Below are 18,807 nucleotides of genomic sequence, written 5' to 3' on the forward strand. Positions count from 1 at the left end.
CAGCGAACAGCTTACTCAGCCAGGCGCCAGGTGGTGCCGCCCTTGCCGTCTTCCAGGACCACGCCCAGGGCGGTGATCTGGTCGCGGATGCGGTCGGACTCAGCCCAGTTCTTCTCGGCACGCGCCTGCAGGCGTGCAGCGATCAGCGCTTCGACTTCGGCGGCGTCGACCTTGCCGGCGGCGCCGGCCTTGAGGAAGTCGTCCGGCTGCAGTTGCAGCACGCCGAGTAGGCTGGCCAGGACCTTGAGCTGAGCGGCCAGGCCGGCGGCAGCCTGTACGTCCGACTCACGCAGGCGATTGACCTCGCGAATCATCTCGAACAACACGGCGCAGGCTTCCGGCGAGTTGAAGTCGTCGTCCATCGCCACGGCGAAGCGCTCGACAAATTCCTCACCACCGGCCGGTGCAGCCTCGGGCAGACCTTTCAGGCCGTTGTAGAAGCGCTCCAGGGCGCCCTTGGCTTCCTTGAGGCTGTCTTCGGAGTAGTTGATCGGGCTGCGGTAGTGGCTGGACACCAGCAGGTAGCGCACCACTTCCGGATGGTACTTCTCCAGCACCTCACGGATGGTGAAGAAGTTGCCCAAGGACTTGGACATCTTCTCGCCGTCCACGCGCACCGCGCCGGCGTGCATCCAGGCGTTGGCGTAGAGCTTGCCGGTGGCCGCCTCGCTCTGCGCGATCTCGTTCTCGTGGTGCGGGAACACCAGGTCCGGGCCGCCGCCGTGGATGTCGAAGGTCTCGCCCAGGCAGCAGGTGGACATCACCGAGCATTCGATGTGCCAGCCCGGCCGGCCCGCGCCCCAGGGCGACTGCCAGCTCGGCTCGCCCGGTTTGACGCCCTTCCACAGGACGAAATCGAGCGGGTCTTCCTTGATTTCGTCGACCTCGATGCGCGCACCGATCTTCAGGTCTTCGATCTTCTTGCGCGACAGCTTGCCGTAGCCGACGAACTTGCCGACGCGGTAGTACACGTCGCCATTGCCCGGGGCGTAGGCGTAACCCTTGTCGATCAGGGTCTGGATCATCTGGTGCATGCCGTCGATGTGCCCGGTGGCACGCGGCTCGATGTCCGGGCGCAGCACGGAAAGGCGCGCCTCGTCCTCGTGCATGGCGGCGATCATGCGCTCGACCAGCGCGTCGAACGGCTCGCCGTTGTCGTTGGCGCGCTTGATGATCTTGTCGTCGATGTCGGTAATGTTGCGCACATAGGTCACGTCATAGCCGCGATGACGCAGCCAGCGGGTGACCACGTCGAACGCCACCATCACGCGGGCGTGGCCGATGTGGCAGAAGTCGTACACGGTCATGCCGCATACGTACATGCGCACCTGGTTGGCCACCAGCGGCTTGAACGGCTCTTTGACCTTGCTCAGGGTGTTGTAGATGGAGAGTGCCATTTACGAACCCCAGGAATCGCGCAGGGTTACGGTACGGTTAAACACGGGTTTACCGGGTTGCGAGTCCTTCAGGTCGGCGACGAAGTAGCCTTCGCGCTCGAACTGGAAGCGCTCTTCCGGCGCCGCATTGGCCAGCGACGGCTCGGCGCGGCAGCCCTTGAGCACCACCAGGGAATCCGGGTTGATGTTGTCGAGGAAGCTGCTGCCCTCTTCGGCCTTCTCCGGGTTGGCGGAGCGGAATAGGCGGTCGTACAGGCGCACTTCGCATTCCACGCTCTCGGCGGCCGGCACCCAGTGGATCACGCCCTTGACCTTGCGGCCTTCGGGGTTCTTGCCCAGGGTGTTTTCGTCGTAGCTGCAACGCAGCTCGACGATGTTGCCGGCGGCGTCCTTGATGGCTTCGTCAGCGCGAATCACGTAGCTGCCGCGCAGGCGCACTTCGCCACCCGGGATCAGGCGCTTGAAGCCGTCCGGCGGGGTTTCTTCGAAGTCGCTGGCGTCGATGTAGATCTCGCGGCTGAACGGCAGCACGCGTACGCCCATGTCCTGCTTGGGATGGCGCGACAGCTCGAGGTTCTCGACCTGGCCTTCCGGGTAGTTGCTGATGACCACTTTCAGCGGCTTGAGCACGCACATGGCGCGCGCGGCGTTGGCGTCGAGGTCGTCACGGATGGCGAATTCGAGCATACCGACGTCGACCACGCCGCCGGCGCGGTTGACGCCGATCATGTCGCAGAAGGTACGGATCGACGCCGGCGTGTAGCCACGGCGGCGGAACCCGGACAGGGTCGACATGCGCGGGTCGTCCCAGCCATTGACGTGGTTTTCATCGACCAGCTGCTTGAGCTTGCGCTTGCTGGTGATGGTGTAGTTCAGGTTGAGACGGGCGAACTCGTACTGACGCGGCTGCGCCGGCACCGGCAGTTGCTCGAGGAACCACTCGTAGAGCGGGCGGTGGTCTTCGAACTCCAGGGTGCAGATGGAGTGGGTGATGCCTTCGATGGCGTCCGACTGGCCGTGGGTGTAGTCGTAGCTCGGGTAGATGCACCACTTGTCGCCGGTCTGGTGGTGATGGGCGTGACGGATGCGGTAGAGGATCGGGTCGCGCAGGTTCATGTTCGGCGAGGCCATGTCGATCTTCGCGCGCAGGGCACGGGCGCCATCGGCGAACTCGCCGGCCTTCATGCGGGCGAACAGGTCGAGGTTCTCTTCCACCGAACGCTCGCGGAACGGGCTGTTCTTGCCCGGCTCGGTCAGGCTGCCGCGGTATTCACGAGCCTGCTCCGGCGACAGGTCGTCGACGTAGGCCTTACCGGCCTTGATCAGTTCGACGGCCCAGTCATGCAACTGGTCAAAGTAGTTGGAGGCGTAACGCTCCTGGCCGGCCCACTGGAAGCCCAGCCACTCGACGTCGCTCTTGATCGCGTCGATGTATTCCTGGTCTTCCTTGGCCGGGTTGGTGTCGTCGAAGCGCAGGTTGCACTCGCCACCGAACTCCTTGGCCAGGCCGAAGTTCAGGCAGATCGACTTGGCATGACCGATGTGCAGGTAACCATTGGGCTCCGGCGGGAAGCGCGTGATGATCTTGGCGTGCTTGCCGCTGTCCAGGTCGGCCTGAACGATCGGGCGCAGGAAGTTGGCGGCTGCGGGACTGGCTTTGGGATCGACGGTGGGCTTGCTCATGATGTCCTTGAATGCGAATGCGCGGCGTAGAGCCGGTTTCGGGTCTAGCGAGCTAGAGCGAGACAAGGCAAAAGCAGCCGAGGAAGCGCAGTTTACAGGCTGTAAATGAGCATTCCGAGGCTGCTTTTAACGCCGTATCGCCGACGCGCAGCAGATCCGAGACTGGCTCTCAGGGTAGGCCGGTCAAATCAAAGGCCGTATGATAGCGAACCCGTCAACCCCCTGACAGCCGCAAAGCGACCAGGCGTGACGATATGGCGCGAAAGCGAGGCTCTGGCCTCCTCCCCTGCCGACCCATGCCACCCGCGTTGCCCGTAACCCGAGAGCGAATACCATGATCAAGCTGCACACCAACCACGGCGTCATCACCCTGGAACTCTTCGAAGACAAGGCCCCGGAAACCACGGCCAACTTCAAGGAATATGTGAAGAGCGGTCATTACGACGGCACCGTGTTCCACCGCGTGATCAGCAACTTCATGATCCAGGGCGGCGGTTTCGAGCCGGGCATGAAGCAGAAAGCCACCCGCGCCACCATCAAGAACGAAGCCAACAACGGCGTGGCCAACAAGGTCGGCACCGTGGCCATGGCGCGCACCATGGAGCCGCACTCGGCCTCCGCGCAGTTCTTCATCAACGTCGCTGACAACAGTTTCCTCGACCACAGCGCACCGACCATGCAGGGCTGGGGCTACGCCGTATTCGCCCAGGTGACCGACGGCATGGACGTGGTCAACAAGATCAAAGGCGTGGCGACCACCATGAAGTCCGGCCACCAGGACGTTCCGGTAGACGACGTGATCATCGAGAAGGCCGAAATCGTCGAGTAATTCGATGATCCTGCTGATCTCCGATCTGCACCTGGAAGAACAACGCCCGGACATTACCCGGGCGTTTCTACATTTCCTGCAGACGCGCGCCCGCACGGCCGAAGCCCTGTACATCCTCGGCGATTTCTTCGAGGTATGGATCGGCGACGACGGCATGACGCCGTTCCAGCACGAGATTGCCGCCGCCCTGCGCCAGTTGAGCGACAGCGGCACCCAACTATTCCTGATGCACGGCAACCGCGACTTCCTCATCGGCCGTGCATTCTGCTGCGAAGCCGGCTGTACCCTGCTGAAAGACCCGAGCCTGGTGCAGTTCAACGGCGAGCCGGTGCTGCTAATGCACGGCGACAGCCTGTGCACCCAGGACGTCGGCTACATGAAGCTGCGCCGCCTGCTGCGCAACCCGCTGTCGCTGTTCATCCTGCGCAACCTGCCGCTGTCCACCCGGCACAAGCTGGCGCGCAAGCTGCGCAACGAAAGCCGCGCGCAAACGCGGATGAAAGCCAGCGAGATCGTCGACGTGACCCCCGAGGAAGTGCCGAAGGTGATGGCCGCCTTTGGCGTGCGCACACTGATCCACGGCCACACCCATCGCCCCGCCGTGCACGCGCTGCAGGTCGACGGCCAGCCGGCGCAACGTATCGTTCTCGGCGATTGGGACAAGCAGGGCTGGGCCCTGCAGGTGGACGAGAACGGTATGCACCAGGCGCCTTTCCCTCTGAGCTAGAGACTGGGAGCGATCCTGGTGACGTAGCCCGGACTTCAGTCCGGGAGGGTGTTCGGCATGCCCCGGACTGAAGTCCGGGCTACCGGCTGCCCCGGCTCTGCCCCTAGAGCCCGTCGATCATCGCCAGCCAGGGCTGGATATCCACCTCGTCGATCTGTTCCGGACGCAGGAAGCGCTCGCCGTATTCACGGTACACGCCACTGGTGAGAAACAGCCGGAACAGCTGCGCATCGATGTGCTGATCGCGCGCCATGAAAGCGAGGATCTTCACCGACTCGGACAGCGTCTTCGGCGCCTTGTACGGCCGGTCGGCAGCCGTCAGCGCCTCGAAGATGTCGGCGATAGCCATCACCCGCTCGGCGATGCTCATGTCGTCCTTGTTCAGGCGGCGTGGGTAGCCGGTGCCATCCATCTTCTCGTGATGGTTACCGGCAATGATCGGCACCCGCTTGAGCTGACGTGGCAACGGCAAGGTGCTGAGCATGATGATGGTCTGCACGATGTGGTCGTTGATCTTGAAGCGCTCCTCCTCGTTCAGCGTGCCCCGGCGAATGCCCAGGTTGTACAGCTCGCCGTAGTTTTGCGCCTGGGCCGGCAGGCGCATGTCGAAGCCCCAGACGTTGCGTGGATCGTCCTTTTCCACCGGCGGCTTGCGCTCGCCCCAGGGCACCACGTGCTCGGGACGATCGGCCAGCAGCGACTCTGTCACCGGCAACTGCACCTGGGGCACGCCGGCGAAGCGCTCGGCCTCGTCGTGGGAAATACCCAGGCGATTGTCGAAGTGACGCTGCCAGCTGCGCTGGCCGATATGGCGCAAGCGCTCGATGTCTTCGTCGCGCATGAACTCGCCGCCGACGTTGGCGCCAGCGATGAAGGTGAACTCCTCCTGCAGCTCGGCCTGGCACCGCTCCAGGGTCAGTTGCAGGGCCTCCTGGTCGCCGCCGCCAGCCAGGCCCTGCCAGTAATCGATCTCGGCATCGCGCCAGAGCACCTCGAAACGCATGCGCACCTCGTGGATGCGGTTGTACAGGGTCTCCAGCTTGGTCGCCTTGTCCACCACGTATTCCGGGCTGGTGACTTTGCCGCAATCGTGCAGCCAGGCAGCGATGCGGAACTCGTACAGTTCGGCCTCGTTCATGGCGAAATCCGCGTAAGGCCCACGGTCGGCAATGGCCTTGTCCAGGAGCATCTGCGCCAACTCTGGCACCCGCTCGCAATGGCCGCCGGTGTAGGGGCTCTTGGCGTCGATGGCGTCGGCCAGCAACTTGATGATGGCGTCCAGCAGGCGCTGCTGGGACTCGATCAATTGGCGCGTCTCGATGGCCACGGCGGCGGCGCCGGACAGCTCCTCGACGAAACGGCGGAACGGCGCGCGCACCTCCTCGCGTTCGTGCTCGCTCTGCAGTTGCAGCACCAGCACGCCAAGCAGCTGATTGCTGCGATCATTGAGCGGCAGGGCCAGGCAGTGTCCGCGCAGCTCCAGCTCATGGGCTACCGCCTCGGCCAGATCGGCATGGGACTCGGCCTCCAGGTTCAGCTCCTTCGGATAATCCTGGCCGTTACTCTCGCTGGCCAAGCGCAACAGGCCACTCTCGTCATGCAGGTAGATGGCGCCAGACGCCACGCTGGTGGCCTCGACCAGTTGCGTCAAGACACCACCGAGCATGCTGTCCAGTTGCGTCTCGCGGCTCAGGGTCAGGGTCAGCGACTGGAAGTTCTGAATGGTACCGGCCATGCGCCGCAGCACATGGCTGAGTTCGCCGACCTCGGCCACCCGCGAGCGCACCCCGACCTCGCGGCCAAAGTCGAATCCGGCCAGTGCCCGCACCTGATCGGCCAACGCCCGCAGCGGGCCACCGATGCGCCGCCCCAGCGCCCAGCCCACCAGCAGCAGCACGATAATCAGCACCGCCGCCGACAGCGTCTGCTCGAACAGCACCTTGCGTGCGCCCGCCAGCAACTCCTTGGCCGGTACGGCCAGCAGCACCTGCACGTTCTGATCGGCAAAGGTGGATAACGGCAAACTCATGCCATACCAGTCCTGCCCATCGGCTTGAAACAGACGGGGCTTGGAACCCTCGATAGCGGAGGCATGCAGTTGGCTCAGGCTGGGCACGCCGAGTTCGTCGATGCGTGCCAGGCGCAATGTCTCACCGCTCTTGACCAGCACCCGGTCCAGATCCGGATAGGCCACCACGCGGCCCTGCCCATCTGTCACGGCGATTTCGGTTCCGGGTGTCAGGCGAAGGTTCTGGGTCTCGCTGCCCAGATCGTCGACGGCGACGTCCATGCCCAGCACTGCCGCACCATCCAGGCTTCGCTGCGCCAGGGTCAGGCCGATTTGCCGCGTGGTGAAAAATACATAAGGCGGAGTCAGCACCGTGCTGGTGTTCTGCATGGCGGACTGGAACCAGGGACGCGTGCGCGGATCGTAGCGGTAATCCGCCTTGACCTGCGCCTTGAGCAAACCCAACTCGCGATCATAGAAACGCCACTCCCCGACCATCTCCCCTGCCGCCGCCAGTGTGATGCTTTGCACCAGAAAAGCCGCATTGCTGGGCGCCTGCATCTGCTTGCGCAGCTCCGCACTGCGCAGCTTGCGCACCAGCAGGAATTCGCCGTTGGGATAGCCGACATAGGCCGTGCTGAGCATCTTGTTGGCTTCCAGGCTCTCCACCAGCAGCGGCAAGCGCTCCAGGCGCTGCGGCAGGTTGTCTGCCTGCGACAGGGAGTCATACGCCAACAAACGGATCGAGCTCTTCGCCGGATCGATCAGGCGCTGCGCCTGTTCGTTGATGGTGCGGCCAAGCTGCTGCGCCGCATCACCGGCAGCGGCCACCAGGGTTTCCTGAATCCCGCGATAGCCTTGCCAGGCCAGGCCTCCGCCCATCAGCAGGGTACTGACCATGATCGCCAGGGCAATCAACAGCTGCAGAGAAATACCACGTGGAGAAGCCGTCATTGGCCGTTGCCCCTTTTGCTCAATTCGTAGCGATAACCACTGTTCAGAAACTCACCGGCCAGATGTTCCGGCATGTTCGCTCGAATCATTTCTGCAAGGCGCCCATCCAGGCGCATCCCCTCGACCAGACGCATCCATTCGGCAGCCTGAGCGGCGCTGAAGGTGCGCCGCGACAACATCAGCCCGACCGCCAGCGATGGCCCTGGACTGAGGTCCAGCACCCGGTAATTCAGCTGTTCCTCGGCTGGCAGTTGCTGCTGCAGATTGATGTCATGGGAAATCAGGCCGTTGACCTCGCCACGCCGCAACGCGGCGTAACGCTCGGCATCGTCGACGTATTCGCGCACCCGCCCGGCGCCATAGAGCGCACGCACACCCGCCTCGTAGTAGGGGCCATTCCAGTAGCCGCGTACGGAACCAAGCCGGGCATCGGGGATTTTCTGGAAATCGCTGAACGTAGTGACCTGCGCGGCCAGGTCGGCGCGCACGATCAGCTTGTTGCGGAAATAAACGCTTGGAATAAAGAAGCTGTAGCGCCGCCGCTCCAGGTTGGGCACACCACTGGGGAGCATATCTAGCCATCCCTCGGCCAGGCCGCTCCACACTTCGCTGCGCGGCACTTGCTGGGTATCGAAGACACAACCACTACGGCGTTGCAGCTCGGCAACCAGATCCGGATCGAAACCCTTGCCATCCCGATAGACGATGCTGTTCTGAAACCAGGCCAAACGAATCGGCTTTGCGCAGCCATAGCGCTGCGCTGCCTCATCCGCTTGCGCCGAGCCGAGTATCCCGGCGAGTAGAAGGCCTATGCAGCCTTGCCGATAGCGATAAGTTGTCCAGCCCATTCCGTGCGCTCCAACCCAGTGTCAACCTGTCAAACAGGCGCATTGCGAATCAGTGTAATCGTCTCTGGGCAATCTGCTGGCACCAGGCGTGCTGCGATGCAAGACTCCTGCCTAACCGGCCAATCAACAACCCGCATGCTCCAGCTATTGCGCGCCCTGCCGCCAAGGCATCGCGGCCTGAACGCCAGCGAAAGCACCGAACGCTGGGGCATGGATCGCGACTACCGGGACAACGGGCGCGCCGCCGCTCGTCGCGCACTCAGGGGCCTGTGGTAGGAGCGCTGACTCTCGCACATACCGCCCATGTGCCACTTGACGCCCCAATAGGCGCTGAGCAGCATGCACCACCTTTCCTGCATTCAAGGACGAAGCATGCAACTGCCCGGCGAAATCCCCAGAAAACTCTCCCTGTTCAAGTACATCGGCGTGCCCGCACTGGTGGCCGCCATCGGCTTCGTCACCTTCAACGGCGTGTTCTTCTACAACGAAGCCGGCTTCGCCACCCATGTACGGACCATCTTCGGTGAAGAGAAAATCGTCGACGACGTCGGTTACGCCACCAAATGGTTCGGCCGCGCCACCCCGTGGAAGAAGGCGCTGAGCGTGCAGTCGGTGCTCACCGAAGCCCTGGCCATCGACGACACCAGCGACAACGACTCCCTCGGCGCTACCATCGAAGCCTTCCCCATCGTGTTTCTCGGCAACGTCGACGCCAAGGTCGAGTCCTCGGCGCGCTTTCGCCTGCCGGCGGGCGAGCAGTTCCTGAAGATCGCCCAGGAGTACCGCAACCCGGAAAACTTCATCAAGACCGCGCTGGTCCCGGCGATCAAGGAAACCCTGCAGGCCACCGCCTCGCTGATGAGCGCAGACGACTTCTACGCCGGAGCGCGCAGCGAGTTTGCCGCCGAGTTCGAAAACCAGCTCAACGACGGCCTGTACCTGATCAAGCGCCGTGAAATCCGCGGCCCGCGCGGCCACCAGCCGACGCAGACCGCCATCCTCCAGGCCGGCACCGAGCAAGGCAGCTTCGGCGACAACAACGCCAGCCAGTTCATTACCGAGAAGGTGCTCGACAGCAAAGGCCTACCGGTGCGCAAACAGCAGCAGTTCCGCAAATACGGCGTGGAAGTGGTCGAGGCGCGCATCACCAACGTCGACCCCAACCCGCAGTACAAGCAGCGCATGGTCAAGGTCCAGCAGGCGCTGGCCGAGCTGGCCGTGGCGCGGCAGAACCGCCTGAAGGAAGAGGAAGAGAAGCTGCTGGTGACCGCCCGTGGCGAGAAGGAAGTGGAAGCCCGGCGCCAGGAAACACTGCGCGACCAGATCGAGCGCACCACCCAGGCCGAGACCGAGAAGCAGCTGGCGATCATCAACGCCGAACGCGAGAAAGGCCGCGCCGAGATCGAGAAACAAACCGCCGAACTGCTGCGCGACAAGGCCAGCATCACCGGCCAGGCGACCAAGATCACCGCCGACGCCGAAGCCTATGCACGCAAGGCGGTGATCGAGGCGGACGGCGCGCTGCAGCCCAAGCTCGACGCCCTGGTAGCGATCAACAAGGTCTGGGCCGAGGCCGCCGCCCAGGCGCCGGTACCCAGCGTGATGATGGCCGCTAGCGGGCAGAACGGCGCCGCCAGCCGCCAGGACGAGATCGGCCAACTGATGGGCGTGCTCGCCACCAAGGCCGCGCGCGACCTGTCGCTGGATCTCAAGGTCAAGGAATAGGGCCGCCGCAGGGCGGGTGGACCCGCGACAGCAGAAACGCGGGTTGCACCCGCCCTACTCGAACGCCCCGCACTGCGGGGCGTTTTTGTTGCTGCGCCGTGCACGACCCATGACTTGCTTGACGCGGATCAAGGCCGCTGACTCCTCGACAGGTAGGCTGCGATCAGCGCCCGGACGAGTGTCCAGGCCACTGGTTTGCAGCGCCATGGAGGTCACGATGAACGACATACTTCTGGTGTGCTACTCGCGCACCGGCAATACCCACCTGGTCGCCGACGAACTGGCCCGGCTCACCGGCTGGCCGCTGGCCCTGATCAGCGACAGCGAGCCACGCGCCGGCCTGACAGGTGACCTGCGCTGCATGTACGACGCCTTCTTCAAGACCTGCCCGACGTTCCACTACCAGGGCCCCGACCTCGACCGTTTCGAGCATGTGGTGCTGCTCACCCCAGTGTGGATGAAAGGGCTGGCCGCCCCGCTGCGCGCCTTTCTCAGCGAGTACGACCTGGGCGACAAGCGCGTCTCGGTGATCTGCACCCAGGGCGGGCGCGGCGGCTTCAATGCGGTGGAGGAAATCGCCACGCTGACCGGGCAGATCCCCTCGCCCGTACAGATCCTGCTGCAGCGCGAGGTATTGAGCGGGCTGTCGCCACAAAGCCTGGAAGATTTCGTGGTTCAGGTACTGGCCTCCAGCACCTACCAGCGTGACCGGCAGCGCTCGACCTGGCTGTCGCCGGTCGCGTCTTAGCGCCTGCATAGGATATTTGCCCCTGCACCTCAGAACGTAGGCTGGGTTAGCCGCCAACACGATGCTCAGCTCTGGCAACTGAATGGGCAGCGGCGTAACCCAGCAGCGGGGCCACGGGACCGTGCATGCCGCGCTGGGTTACGCCGCGCCGAGCTTTTGCGACAAACGCGGGCAAACTTATGCACGGCTAACCCAGCCTACAGGCCCGCGCCAGCGGTACATGTCCTTAGCCCTGGGTAAACACCAGTGCCTTGAGGCCGCCTTCCGGCGTGCTTTCGGCAAACTCTGGCGGGTTATCCAGGCGCTGGACGAAGCGCAGGCTCGGCGCCTCGCGGGCCATTTCACCGAGCAGGAATTCCAGGCCGATGGCCGGGTCATTGACGCAGGCCAGCACGCTGCCGTTGGCGGTCAGCAACTCCGGCAGGCGGCGCAAGACCTTCTGGTAGTCCTGGGTCAGCACGAAACTACCCTTCTGGAAACTTGGCGGGTCGATGATCACTAGGTCATAGGGCCCGCATTTGCGCAGCTTGCCCCAGGACTTGAACAGGTCATGGCCGAGGAACGTCACCCGGCTGACGTCATGCTGGTTCAGCCGGTGGTTGTCGCGACCACGGCTCAGCGCCGCGCGGGCCATGTCCAGGTTGACCACATGTTCAGCACCGCCAGCCAACGCCGCGACAGAGAAACCACAGGTGTAGGCGAACAGGTTAAGCACGCGCTGGCCCTGCGCCTGGGCTTGCACCCAACGCCGGCCCAGGCGCATGTCGAGGAACAGGCCATTGTTCTGCTTGCGCCCCAGGTCCAGCTTGTAGCGCAGACCATCCTCGCTGATCAGCCATTCCTCCAGCGGTTCGCCGAGCAGGTAGTCGGTACGGCTGTCGAGCAGATAACGGTGCTGCAGCAGCAGGCTGTGCGCACCACTGCGCTGCCAGACAGGCGTCTGGCTGAGCGCCAGGAGCATGGCGCTCAGCCCGGCCAGCTCAGCCTCCTCCGGCTCACGGAACAGCGACACCAGCAACACGCCTTGCAGCCAGTCGACGGTGAGCTGTTCGAGTCCCGGCCAGCAACGCCCGCGGCCGTGGAAAAGGCGGCGTGCGTCGGCGGGTACAGCGTCCAGGGCGGTCAGCAGGTGCTGCTGCAGGGTGGCGATGGCGTGCGGGTTCATAACGACGTGTCTGGCTGCGAAAGCGCGCATTTTAAGCCGGATACGCTCGCCGTAGCTGTACGCCACGCGGCTAAATCGCAGGCAAAAAAAACCGGCCCACACCGCGAGGCGTGGGCCGGAAAGCACTAGCAGGTTGTACGTGGCGCCCGACTAAGAGGCAGCCACGCATGCAATCAGATGCTCGCGTCCTGGTATTCCTTCTCGGCTTCGTCGAAGCGCTTGAGCATGGAGCTGGACGGGCCATTGCCGATGCGGCTGAACACCAGGATGGCCAGGGTGGCCAGGATGAATCCCGGGATGATTTCGTACAGACCCAGACCAACCCAGTTCTTCCACACCACCACGGTCACGGCACCGACGATCATGCCGGCCAGGGCGCCATTGCGGGTCATGCCTTTCCACAGCAGGGAGAGGATCACCACCGGCCCGAAGGCGGCACCGAAGCCGGCCCAGGCGTAGGACACCAGGCCCAGCACGCGGTTTTCCGGGTTGGAAGCCAGGGCGATGGCGATCACCGCTACCAGCAGCACCATGGCGCGACCGACCCAGACCAGTTCGGTCTGGCTGGCACCCTTGCGCAGGAAGGCCTTGTAGAAGTCCTCGGTCAGAGCACTGGAGCACACCAGCAGCTGGCAGCTCAGGGTCGACATGACCGCCGCCAGGATGGCCGACAGCAGCACACCGGCAACCCACGGGTTGAACAGGATCTTGGACAGCTCGATGAACACGCGCTCCGGGTTCTCGGTTACGGCGCCAGCCTGCTCCGGATGAGCGGCGAAGTAGGCGATACCGAAGAAGCCCACGGCAACCGCGCCGCCCAGGCAGAGGATCATCCAGGCCATGGAGATGCGACGGGCATTGGGGATCGACTTGACCGAATCCGCAGCCATGAAACGCGCCAGGATATGCGGCTGGCCAAAGTAGCCCAGCCCCCAGGCCATCAGCGAAATCACGCCGACGAAGGTCGCGCCCTTGAGCATGTCGAAGTTGGTCGCATTCTGCAGTTCGATGGCCGCGAAGGTGCTGTCCATGCCACCGGTGGCGACCATGACCATCACCGGGGTGAGGATCAGGGCGAAGATCATCAGGCTGGCCTGCACGGTGTCGGTCCAGCTCACTGCCAGGAAGCCACCGATAAAGGTGTAGGCGATGGTCGCGGCGGCACCGGCCCACAGGGCGGTTTCGTAGCTCATGCCGAAGGTGCTTTCGAACAGGCGGGCACCGGCCACCACGCCCGAGGCGCAGTAGATGGTAAAGAACACCAGGATCACCACGGCCGAGAAGATGCGCAGCAGCTTGCTGTTGTCTTCGAAACGGTTGGTGAAGAAGTCCGGCAGAGTCAGGGCGTTGCCGTTGTGCTCGGTCTGCACGCGCAGACGGCCGGCGACGAACAGCCAGTTCAGGTAGGCACCGACGATCAGGCCGATGGCGATCCAGCTTTCGGACAGGCCGGACATGTACACGGCGCCCGGCAGGCCCATCAGCAGCCAGCCGCTCATGTCGGAGGCGCCAGCGGACAGCGCGGTCACGAAGCTACCGAGGCTGCGGCCACCGAGGATGTAGTCGGAGAGGTTCTTGGTACGCAGGTAGGCAAAAAGGCCAATGAGAACCATCGCGGCGATATACACCACGAAGGTGATCAGCATGGGGGTACTAGCGGTCATGGAGGATAACCTCTCGCTTGTTGTTATGACGGCGCGGCGGTTGGCCACAGCCTGGTTGGCAGAAACGTCCGCTTGTGGCGAACGGGTGATCACGCCAGGGGCTTAACCCTGAGATTAGACAGATTGATGCGTCCGCGCGCGGCGGTTCACCGCGCTTCCCTCCCGGAAACGGGGCTGATGCTCTGTCTAACACTTTGCAGGCAGCACCCAGGGTGCGTGCCGACAGTCGATGCCTTGCAACCCCATAAGCGAGGCGACAGCGAGCAATAGCTCCCTGTGGCCGGCAGGAGGGAGGCAGGACTCTAGTGGCGGTGGGATATCAGGTTCTTGCGAGAAACTCCGGAGTTTTTATAAAAAACTCCGAGAGGTGCAACTTTATAGATACGGCCGTTTGATTATTCCGGCCACTGGTTGCACCCAAAGGTGCAACCTAGAGCGTGCGCCGCCCTCTTGAGGGTCTACCTGCCGCCTAACGCTCGATCACCTGCGCACGCATCGGCGCCAGGCGCGCCAGCAGGCGGTTCTGCATCGGCACGCTGACGCCCTCGCTGTCCATGGCATCGATCAGGTCTTCGACCAGGGCGTTGAAGTCGCTGCGGGTCAGGTTCATGCCCTTGTGGCTCTCTTCCATGCTGTCGCCGGTGTATTCACAGGGCCCGCCGGCCTCAACGCAGACCTGCTCGACCAGCTTGTCGCGCAGGCGCTCGATGTCGATTTCCTGGAAGCGCTCGGAAATGCGCGGGTTGCGCGCGGCGTTGAGCAGCATGCCTTCGACGATGCGGGTGATGCCCTCCCGCTCGCCGAGGCCGCGATATAGGCTGTCGTCCTTGGGCGGCTGGGTGGCGCAGGCCGTCAACGCGAGGGCCAGGACGAGGAACAGATAACGCATGCTCAGAAACTCCCCTGCAGGGACAGGTAGGCGCCGTCCTGGTTATCCAGCCCGGCGATCTCGCCGAGGCGCGCGTAGGCCAGCACCACGGCCAGGTGTTTGTTGGGGAAGTAGCCGAGGAACACATCCGACCAGTCGTTCTCGCCGGCAAAATTGAGGTTGTCCGGCTTCTCGCGGTACTCCACACCCAGCGCCCAGCGCGGGTTGAACAGCACCGCCACGGAGCCTTCCTTCAATACCGAATGCTTGTCGCGGCGGTCGCCGCCGAAGCCCAGCAGGCCCTGCTCGTTGGCCCGGCTGTAGCGCAAGTTGCCGTTGAGCAGCAGGTTGTAGCCAAAGGCGCCACCGAGAAACAGCCGGCTGGCGGCAAGATAGCCTTCGGTGTCTTCGTCGCGCTGGGCGCCGACCAAACTCGGCACCAGGAAGTCCTTCTGCCGCTTGTGCTCGATACCCAGCGACACTTGCGGCAGGCGGTCGTAGATCAGGTCGCCGAACAGGCGCACCTTGAGGCCGAAAATATCCTGGCTGAGGCTGTTGTCCGGCAGGCTCAGGTCGCGGGCCAGGGTGCCCAGATCGAAACGCTGGCGGGCGTAGGACAGTTCCACGCGGTTGTCGTAGGACGCCGCCACGCCGGCGACATCCAGGCGGTAGTCGCCCGTCTCGACCCGTGTGGCGAAGGCCGTGGCGCCCCACTCGCCCTGCTCGCCATAACCCGCGAGCACAGCCCAGGGCACGATGCCGCCGCCGGCCGCGCCGTCGATGCTGGTGGCACCACCGGTGGCCAGCAGGCGGCCCTTGTCTGCGGCCAGCGCCAGCCCCGGCAACAGCAGGGCGAACAGAACCCGCGAGAGGTTGCGCGGCATATCAGTGCTCCGTGGCCAGGGTGGAACTCAGCGGTTGCCGCACCCAGCTCTCGAACTGGGCGGGCGGCAGCGGCTTGTTGATCAGGTAACCCTGGGCCGTGTCGCAGTTCCAGCGCCGCAGCAGGTCCAGGATGTAGCTGTATTCGACGCCCTCGGCCACCACCTTGAGGCCGAGGCTGTGGCTCATCTCGATGGTCGAGCGGACGATCACCGCATCTTCGCTGTGCTCGTCGAGGTCGCGGATAAACGACTGGTCGATCTTCAGCTCCTGCACCGGCATGCGCTTGAGCTGGGCCAGGGACGAATAGCCGGTGCCGAAGTCGTCCACCGACAGGTGAATGCCGCAGGCGCGCAGGCTGTGCAGCACTTCCAGGGCCAGCTGCGGGTCCTGCATCATCGCGCTCTCGGTGATTTCGAACACCAGTTGCTCGGCCGCTACCCCATGGCGCGCCAGCAATTGCCCGACCTGTTCGGCCAGGCCGCGATTGACCAGGTCATCGGCGGAGATATTCAGCGACACCTGCAGGCGCAGGCCGCGCTGGTTCCACTCGTGCAACTGGCGCACGGCCTCCTCGATCACCCAGGTCGTGAGGATCTGGATGCTGCCGGTGCGTTCGGCCAGCGGAATGAATTCGCCCGGCGAAACCATCCCGTATTGCGGATGAACCCAGCGCAGCAGCGCCTCGGCAGCCGTCACCCGGCCGGCGCGGATATCCAGTTTGGGCTGGTAATACAGCAGCAGCTCGCCATTTTGCGCGGCGTGGCGCAGGTCGCGTACCAGGTTGACCTGGCGCTGGTGCGCGGCGTCGCTGCCCTGCTGGTAGACCTGCAAACGGCCGGGTTGCTGGGCCGCATCCTGCAGAGCGATGGCGGCGCGGCGCAGCAGCTCTTCCGGAGTTTCACCGTGGGCAGGAAAGGCGGCGATGCCGATGGCGCAATCCAGCACCACGCTCAGGCTACCGATCTGCATGGGCTTGAGCAGCATCTGTTGCAGCTTGTCCGCCGCTGCCACCGCGCTGTCGCTGTCACTGTTCTCCAGCAACAGCAGCATTTCATCGGCCACCAGCCGCGCCATGCTGTCGCCGGGACGCAGGGTGGCCTGCAGGCGCCGGCTGAACTGTTGCAGGCACAGGTCGGCACCGTCGGCGCCGCAGCTTTCGTGGAGGGTGCGGAAGTTGGCGATACCAAAGTGCAGCAGCGCCGTCGGCCGCGCGGCGGTGATCGCGCTGCCCAGCCGCTCCAGCGCCAGGGTACGGTTGGGCAACCCGGTCAGCGGGTCATGCAGGGCGTTGTGCGCCAGTTGCCGCTCGCGTTCGGCGATATCACCCTGCATGCGCCGCAGGGCCTGGGCCAGGCTGCCCAGCTCATCGCTGCGGCGCACCTCGATGGCGGTCTGGTAGTCGCCCTGGCCGACCCGCTCGGCCACCTGCGCCAACTGGCGCACCGGCTGCGACAGGCTGCGCGCCAGGAGCAAGGCACCCAGCAGGGAGCCGAAGAATGCTGCCAGGGCGATCAATAGAATGTCGTGATCCAGCGGGGCGAACGCCGCTTCGGCCTGGTCGACGGATTTGTGCAGCAGCGCCAGCACTTGATAATCCGGGCCGCTGGCCAGGGTGCGCCACTCGCCCAGATAACGCTGGCCGCCGGCCTCCAGCAGGCGGCTGCCGCTGTCCAGGCGCTGCTCGAGGATTTCTTCACGCAGGCGCTCGTGCAGCGCGGCCGGCAAGGTACTGATCCAGCCGACAGGCCGGCCCTGCTCGATCGACACCAGCGTCAACTCCAGGTGGGTCAGGCCGCGCAGCTCCTGGGCCAGTTCCTCGTCGACATGAAAACCCATGACCACCCGGGCAATCGGCAGCGGCGCGTTGACCGTGGCCTCCACCAGCAGGAACACCTCGCCATCGATGGGCAGCAGGAACACCTGGGCGCCCTGCCCTTGCCGCTCGTGCATCTGCAGGGCCAGGCGGCTGACCGAATCGGCGTCGATGCGCTCGTCGGTGCTGACCTGCAGGCTGCCGTCCAGGCCGAGCAGCATCACGGTGCCGGCGTTGATCCGCGCGCCGTGGTTGGCCAGGGCCGAGCGGATGGTCTCCTGGTCACCGCTGGCCACTGCATCCTTGAAGCCGAAATCCGCCGCCAACACCTGCACCGCGTCATGCAGCTGGCGGCCGCGCACGGCCAGCAACTGCTCGAACACCCGGCCGCCTACGCCCAGTTCTTCACGCAGCTGATTCTGCACCGCCACCCCGGTAGCGGCCTTGACCGAGAAATACAGCGCACCGACCACCACCACCAGCAGCAGGATCAACACACTGGCGATGCGCGCCTGGAAACTATTGCTGAACTTCACGCGTCGCCTTCTTGAACGCATCGCCAAAGGCGCTGGGCTTGGGAGCCGTGGGGATGGCAGCGGCCGCGCCGCCGACCAGTTGCAGGGTAAAACGCTGCTGCGCACCCGACTGCGCCACGTTTACCTCGCCCGCCGGCACCGGCAGCATGTTCGGGCTTTGCGGGTGCCACAGGGTCGCCTGGTAGGTGCCCGCCGGCAGGTCGTCGATCTGCAGCTTGCCGGCGGCGTCGCTGACGGCGAACCAGGCGTCGTCGGTGACATACACATAGCCGAGCATCCAGTCGTGGATATTGCAGCCGAGCACCACCACGCCAGGCTTGTCGAACACCACCGGTTCGCTGGGCGTGCCCTGGTAAAGGCGCAGTTCGAAGCGCTTGGTCGGCGAGAAGGAATAAACCTGATGGCGGATGTTGTCGCTGTTGGGGAATTGCACCGCGGTACCGCTGCGCACAGCCAGTACGGTGGGGGCGAACTGCTTGTCGCGCTGGTCCATGATGCCCGGCGCCGGCACGGCACTGGCGCCCGAACCGGCCAGACTGAGCACCGCATTGCCCAGCGGGCGACCGGCGTCGTCGCGCAGCTCGGCGCTCAGGCTGGCGGCGTGCACACTCTGGCCGACAAGCGCCAGGCAAATGACAAGGAGGGCAAATTGGGTCATGCGGATTCCCATACCCCCGCAGTGCGGGGCGGCAAGCTGAATACATGCCGTCCTGGCAAACATCTTGTACTTTTCAGCAGAGTAGCTGAGGCCACGGTGAAGATCACGCGGCAATCCGGGCCGCCGCAACAGGCCTGCCCAGCCCTCGGCGCTGCAGCTCTACCCTGCACTTTAGCGGCGGTTCATCGTAAGCTTCGCCATCGATAGCGATCTGACCTGCAACAGGCCTGAGCTGGGGCCGCACTGCGTCAGCACGCTGAAACCGCTTTTCGCGTCAGCGACACCCTGTGAGGACCTTG

The 18,807-nt window shown here is 64.4% G+C and carries 15 protein-coding genes; 5 read left to right on the top strand and 10 right to left on the bottom strand.

All coding sequences use genetic code 11. The features are described 5' to 3' along the window. Window positions 1-11 precede the first annotated feature (11 nt). Window positions 12-1,397, bottom strand: a complete 1,386-nt coding sequence (cysS, locus tag H3H51_RS16000) for a cysteine--tRNA ligase (RefSeq protein ID WP_183090056.1) — start codon at window positions 1,395-1,397, stop codon at window positions 12-14. After that, window positions 1,398-3,080, bottom strand: a complete 1,683-nt coding sequence (locus tag H3H51_RS16005; RefSeq protein ID WP_183090057.1) for a glutamine--tRNA ligase/YqeY domain fusion protein — start codon at window positions 3,078-3,080, stop codon at window positions 1,398-1,400. A 334-nt stretch (window positions 3,081-3,414) separates the two neighbouring features. Here H3H51_RS16005 and H3H51_RS16010 point away from each other — a divergent pair, with 334 nt between their 5' ends. Further along, a complete protein-coding gene (locus H3H51_RS16010) occupies window positions 3,415-3,909 on the top strand; it encodes a peptidylprolyl isomerase (RefSeq protein ID WP_183090058.1) in 495 nt (164 codons plus the stop codon). A 4-nt stretch (window positions 3,910-3,913) separates the two neighbouring features. Then, window positions 3,914-4,636 (top strand): UDP-2,3-diacylglucosamine diphosphatase, encoded by a 723-nt coding sequence (gene lpxH / locus H3H51_RS16015; protein WP_183090059.1) that lies wholly within the window; start codon window positions 3,914-3,916, stop codon window positions 4,634-4,636. A gap of 103 nt (window positions 4,637-4,739) precedes the next feature. Here the strand turns inward: lpxH and H3H51_RS16020 are convergent, their stop codons facing one another. Beyond that, entirely contained in the window at window positions 4,740-7,598 is a 2,859-nt protein-coding gene (locus H3H51_RS16020; RefSeq protein ID WP_183090060.1) for an HD domain-containing phosphohydrolase, read from the bottom strand. Beyond that, window positions 7,595-8,446: a substrate-binding periplasmic protein gene (locus H3H51_RS16025; RefSeq protein ID WP_183090061.1), complete on the bottom strand. Its 852-nt coding sequence runs from the start codon at window positions 8,444-8,446 to the stop codon at window positions 7,595-7,597. The genes H3H51_RS16020 and H3H51_RS16025 overlap by 4 nt, the downstream gene beginning before the upstream one ends. A gap of 135 nt (window positions 8,447-8,581) precedes the next feature. Here H3H51_RS16025 and H3H51_RS16030 point away from each other — a divergent pair, with 135 nt between their 5' ends. The 3 genes from H3H51_RS16030 (at window position 8,582) to H3H51_RS16040 (ending at window position 10,919) form a co-directional block, all read left to right on the top strand. Next, on the top strand, window positions 8,582-8,722 hold the full coding sequence (locus H3H51_RS16030) for a hypothetical protein (RefSeq protein ID WP_183090062.1): 141 nt from the start codon (window positions 8,582-8,584) through the stop codon (window positions 8,720-8,722). A 96-nt stretch (window positions 8,723-8,818) separates the two neighbouring features. Next, the gene (locus tag H3H51_RS16035) at window positions 8,819-10,171 is read left to right on the top strand and encodes an SPFH domain-containing protein (RefSeq protein ID WP_183090063.1); all 1,353 of its coding nucleotides are present in this window, start codon (window positions 8,819-8,821) and stop codon (window positions 10,169-10,171) included. 217 nt (window positions 10,172-10,388) lie between these two features. Then, window positions 10,389-10,919 (top strand): flavodoxin family protein, encoded by a 531-nt coding sequence (locus H3H51_RS16040; RefSeq protein ID WP_183090064.1) that lies wholly within the window; start codon window positions 10,389-10,391, stop codon window positions 10,917-10,919. Window positions 10,920-11,145: 226 nt separating this feature from the next. On the opposite strand, the gene H3H51_RS16045 is transcribed toward H3H51_RS16040, so the two are convergent. From H3H51_RS16045 to H3H51_RS16070, 6 genes are all read right to left on the bottom strand, one after another. Next, on the bottom strand, window positions 11,146-12,084 hold the full coding sequence (locus tag H3H51_RS16045; protein ID WP_183090065.1) for a class I SAM-dependent methyltransferase: 939 nt from the start codon (window positions 12,082-12,084) through the stop codon (window positions 11,146-11,148). Window positions 12,085-12,257: 173 nt separating this feature from the next. Then, window positions 12,258-13,748 (bottom strand): sodium/proline symporter PutP, encoded by a 1,491-nt coding sequence (gene putP, locus H3H51_RS16050; protein WP_183090066.1) that lies wholly within the window; start codon window positions 13,746-13,748, stop codon window positions 12,258-12,260. A gap of 469 nt (window positions 13,749-14,217) precedes the next feature. Beyond that, on the bottom strand, window positions 14,218-14,637 hold the full coding sequence (locus H3H51_RS16055) for a group I truncated hemoglobin (protein WP_183090067.1): 420 nt from the start codon (window positions 14,635-14,637) through the stop codon (window positions 14,218-14,220). A 2-nt stretch (window positions 14,638-14,639) separates the two neighbouring features. Beyond that, complete coding sequence (locus tag H3H51_RS16060) at window positions 14,640-15,500, bottom strand: DUF3034 family protein (RefSeq protein WP_183090068.1); 861 nt, start codon at window positions 15,498-15,500, stop codon at window positions 14,640-14,642. Window position 15,501: 1 nt separating this feature from the next. Then, window positions 15,502-17,850: a putative bifunctional diguanylate cyclase/phosphodiesterase gene (locus H3H51_RS16065; RefSeq protein ID WP_183090069.1), complete on the bottom strand. Its 2,349-nt coding sequence runs from the start codon at window positions 17,848-17,850 to the stop codon at window positions 15,502-15,504. Further along, a complete protein-coding gene (locus tag H3H51_RS16070) occupies window positions 17,834-18,508 on the bottom strand; it encodes a methylamine utilization protein (protein ID WP_183090070.1) in 675 nt (224 codons plus the stop codon). Before H3H51_RS16070 ends, H3H51_RS16065 begins: the two co-directional genes overlap by 17 nt. Window positions 18,509-18,807 lie beyond the last annotated feature (299 nt).

Source organism: Aquipseudomonas ullengensis (assembly GCF_014174475.1).
In the GTDB taxonomy this organism is placed as follows: domain Bacteria; phylum Pseudomonadota; class Gammaproteobacteria; order Pseudomonadales; family Pseudomonadaceae; genus Aquipseudomonas; species Aquipseudomonas ullengensis.

Coding starts and splice junctions, on each gene's coding strand:
- putP (WP_183090066.1), bottom strand. CDS start 13,748: ATGACCGCTAGTACCCCCATGCTGATCACCTTCGTGGTGTATATCGCC.
- H3H51_RS16025 (WP_183090061.1), bottom strand. CDS start 8,446: ATGGGCTGGACAACTTATCGCTATCGGCAAGGCTGCATAGGCCTTCTA.
- H3H51_RS16010 (WP_183090058.1), top strand. CDS start 3,415: ATGATCAAGCTGCACACCAACCACGGCGTCATCACCCTGGAACTCTTC.
- H3H51_RS16040 (WP_183090064.1), top strand. CDS start 10,389: ATGAACGACATACTTCTGGTGTGCTACTCGCGCACCGGCAATACCCAC.
- lpxH (WP_183090059.1), top strand. CDS start 3,914: ATGATCCTGCTGATCTCCGATCTGCACCTGGAAGAACAACGCCCGGAC.
- H3H51_RS16030 (WP_183090062.1), top strand. CDS start 8,582: ATGCTCCAGCTATTGCGCGCCCTGCCGCCAAGGCATCGCGGCCTGAAC.
- cysS (WP_183090056.1), bottom strand. CDS start 1,397: ATGGCACTCTCCATCTACAACACCCTGAGCAAGGTCAAAGAGCCGTTC.
- H3H51_RS16055 (WP_183090067.1), bottom strand. CDS start 14,637: ATGCGTTATCTGTTCCTCGTCCTGGCCCTCGCGTTGACGGCCTGCGCC.
- H3H51_RS16070 (WP_183090070.1), bottom strand. CDS start 18,508: ATGACCCAATTTGCCCTCCTTGTCATTTGCCTGGCGCTTGTCGGCCAG.
- H3H51_RS16045 (WP_183090065.1), bottom strand. CDS start 12,084: ATGAACCCGCACGCCATCGCCACCCTGCAGCAGCACCTGCTGACCGCC.
- H3H51_RS16005 (WP_183090057.1), bottom strand. CDS start 3,080: ATGAGCAAGCCCACCGTCGATCCCAAAGCCAGTCCCGCAGCCGCCAAC.
- H3H51_RS16035 (WP_183090063.1), top strand. CDS start 8,819: ATGCAACTGCCCGGCGAAATCCCCAGAAAACTCTCCCTGTTCAAGTAC.
- H3H51_RS16060 (WP_183090068.1), bottom strand. CDS start 15,500: ATGCCGCGCAACCTCTCGCGGGTTCTGTTCGCCCTGCTGTTGCCGGGG.
- H3H51_RS16020 (WP_183090060.1), bottom strand. CDS start 7,598: ATGACGGCTTCTCCACGTGGTATTTCTCTGCAGCTGTTGATTGCCCTG.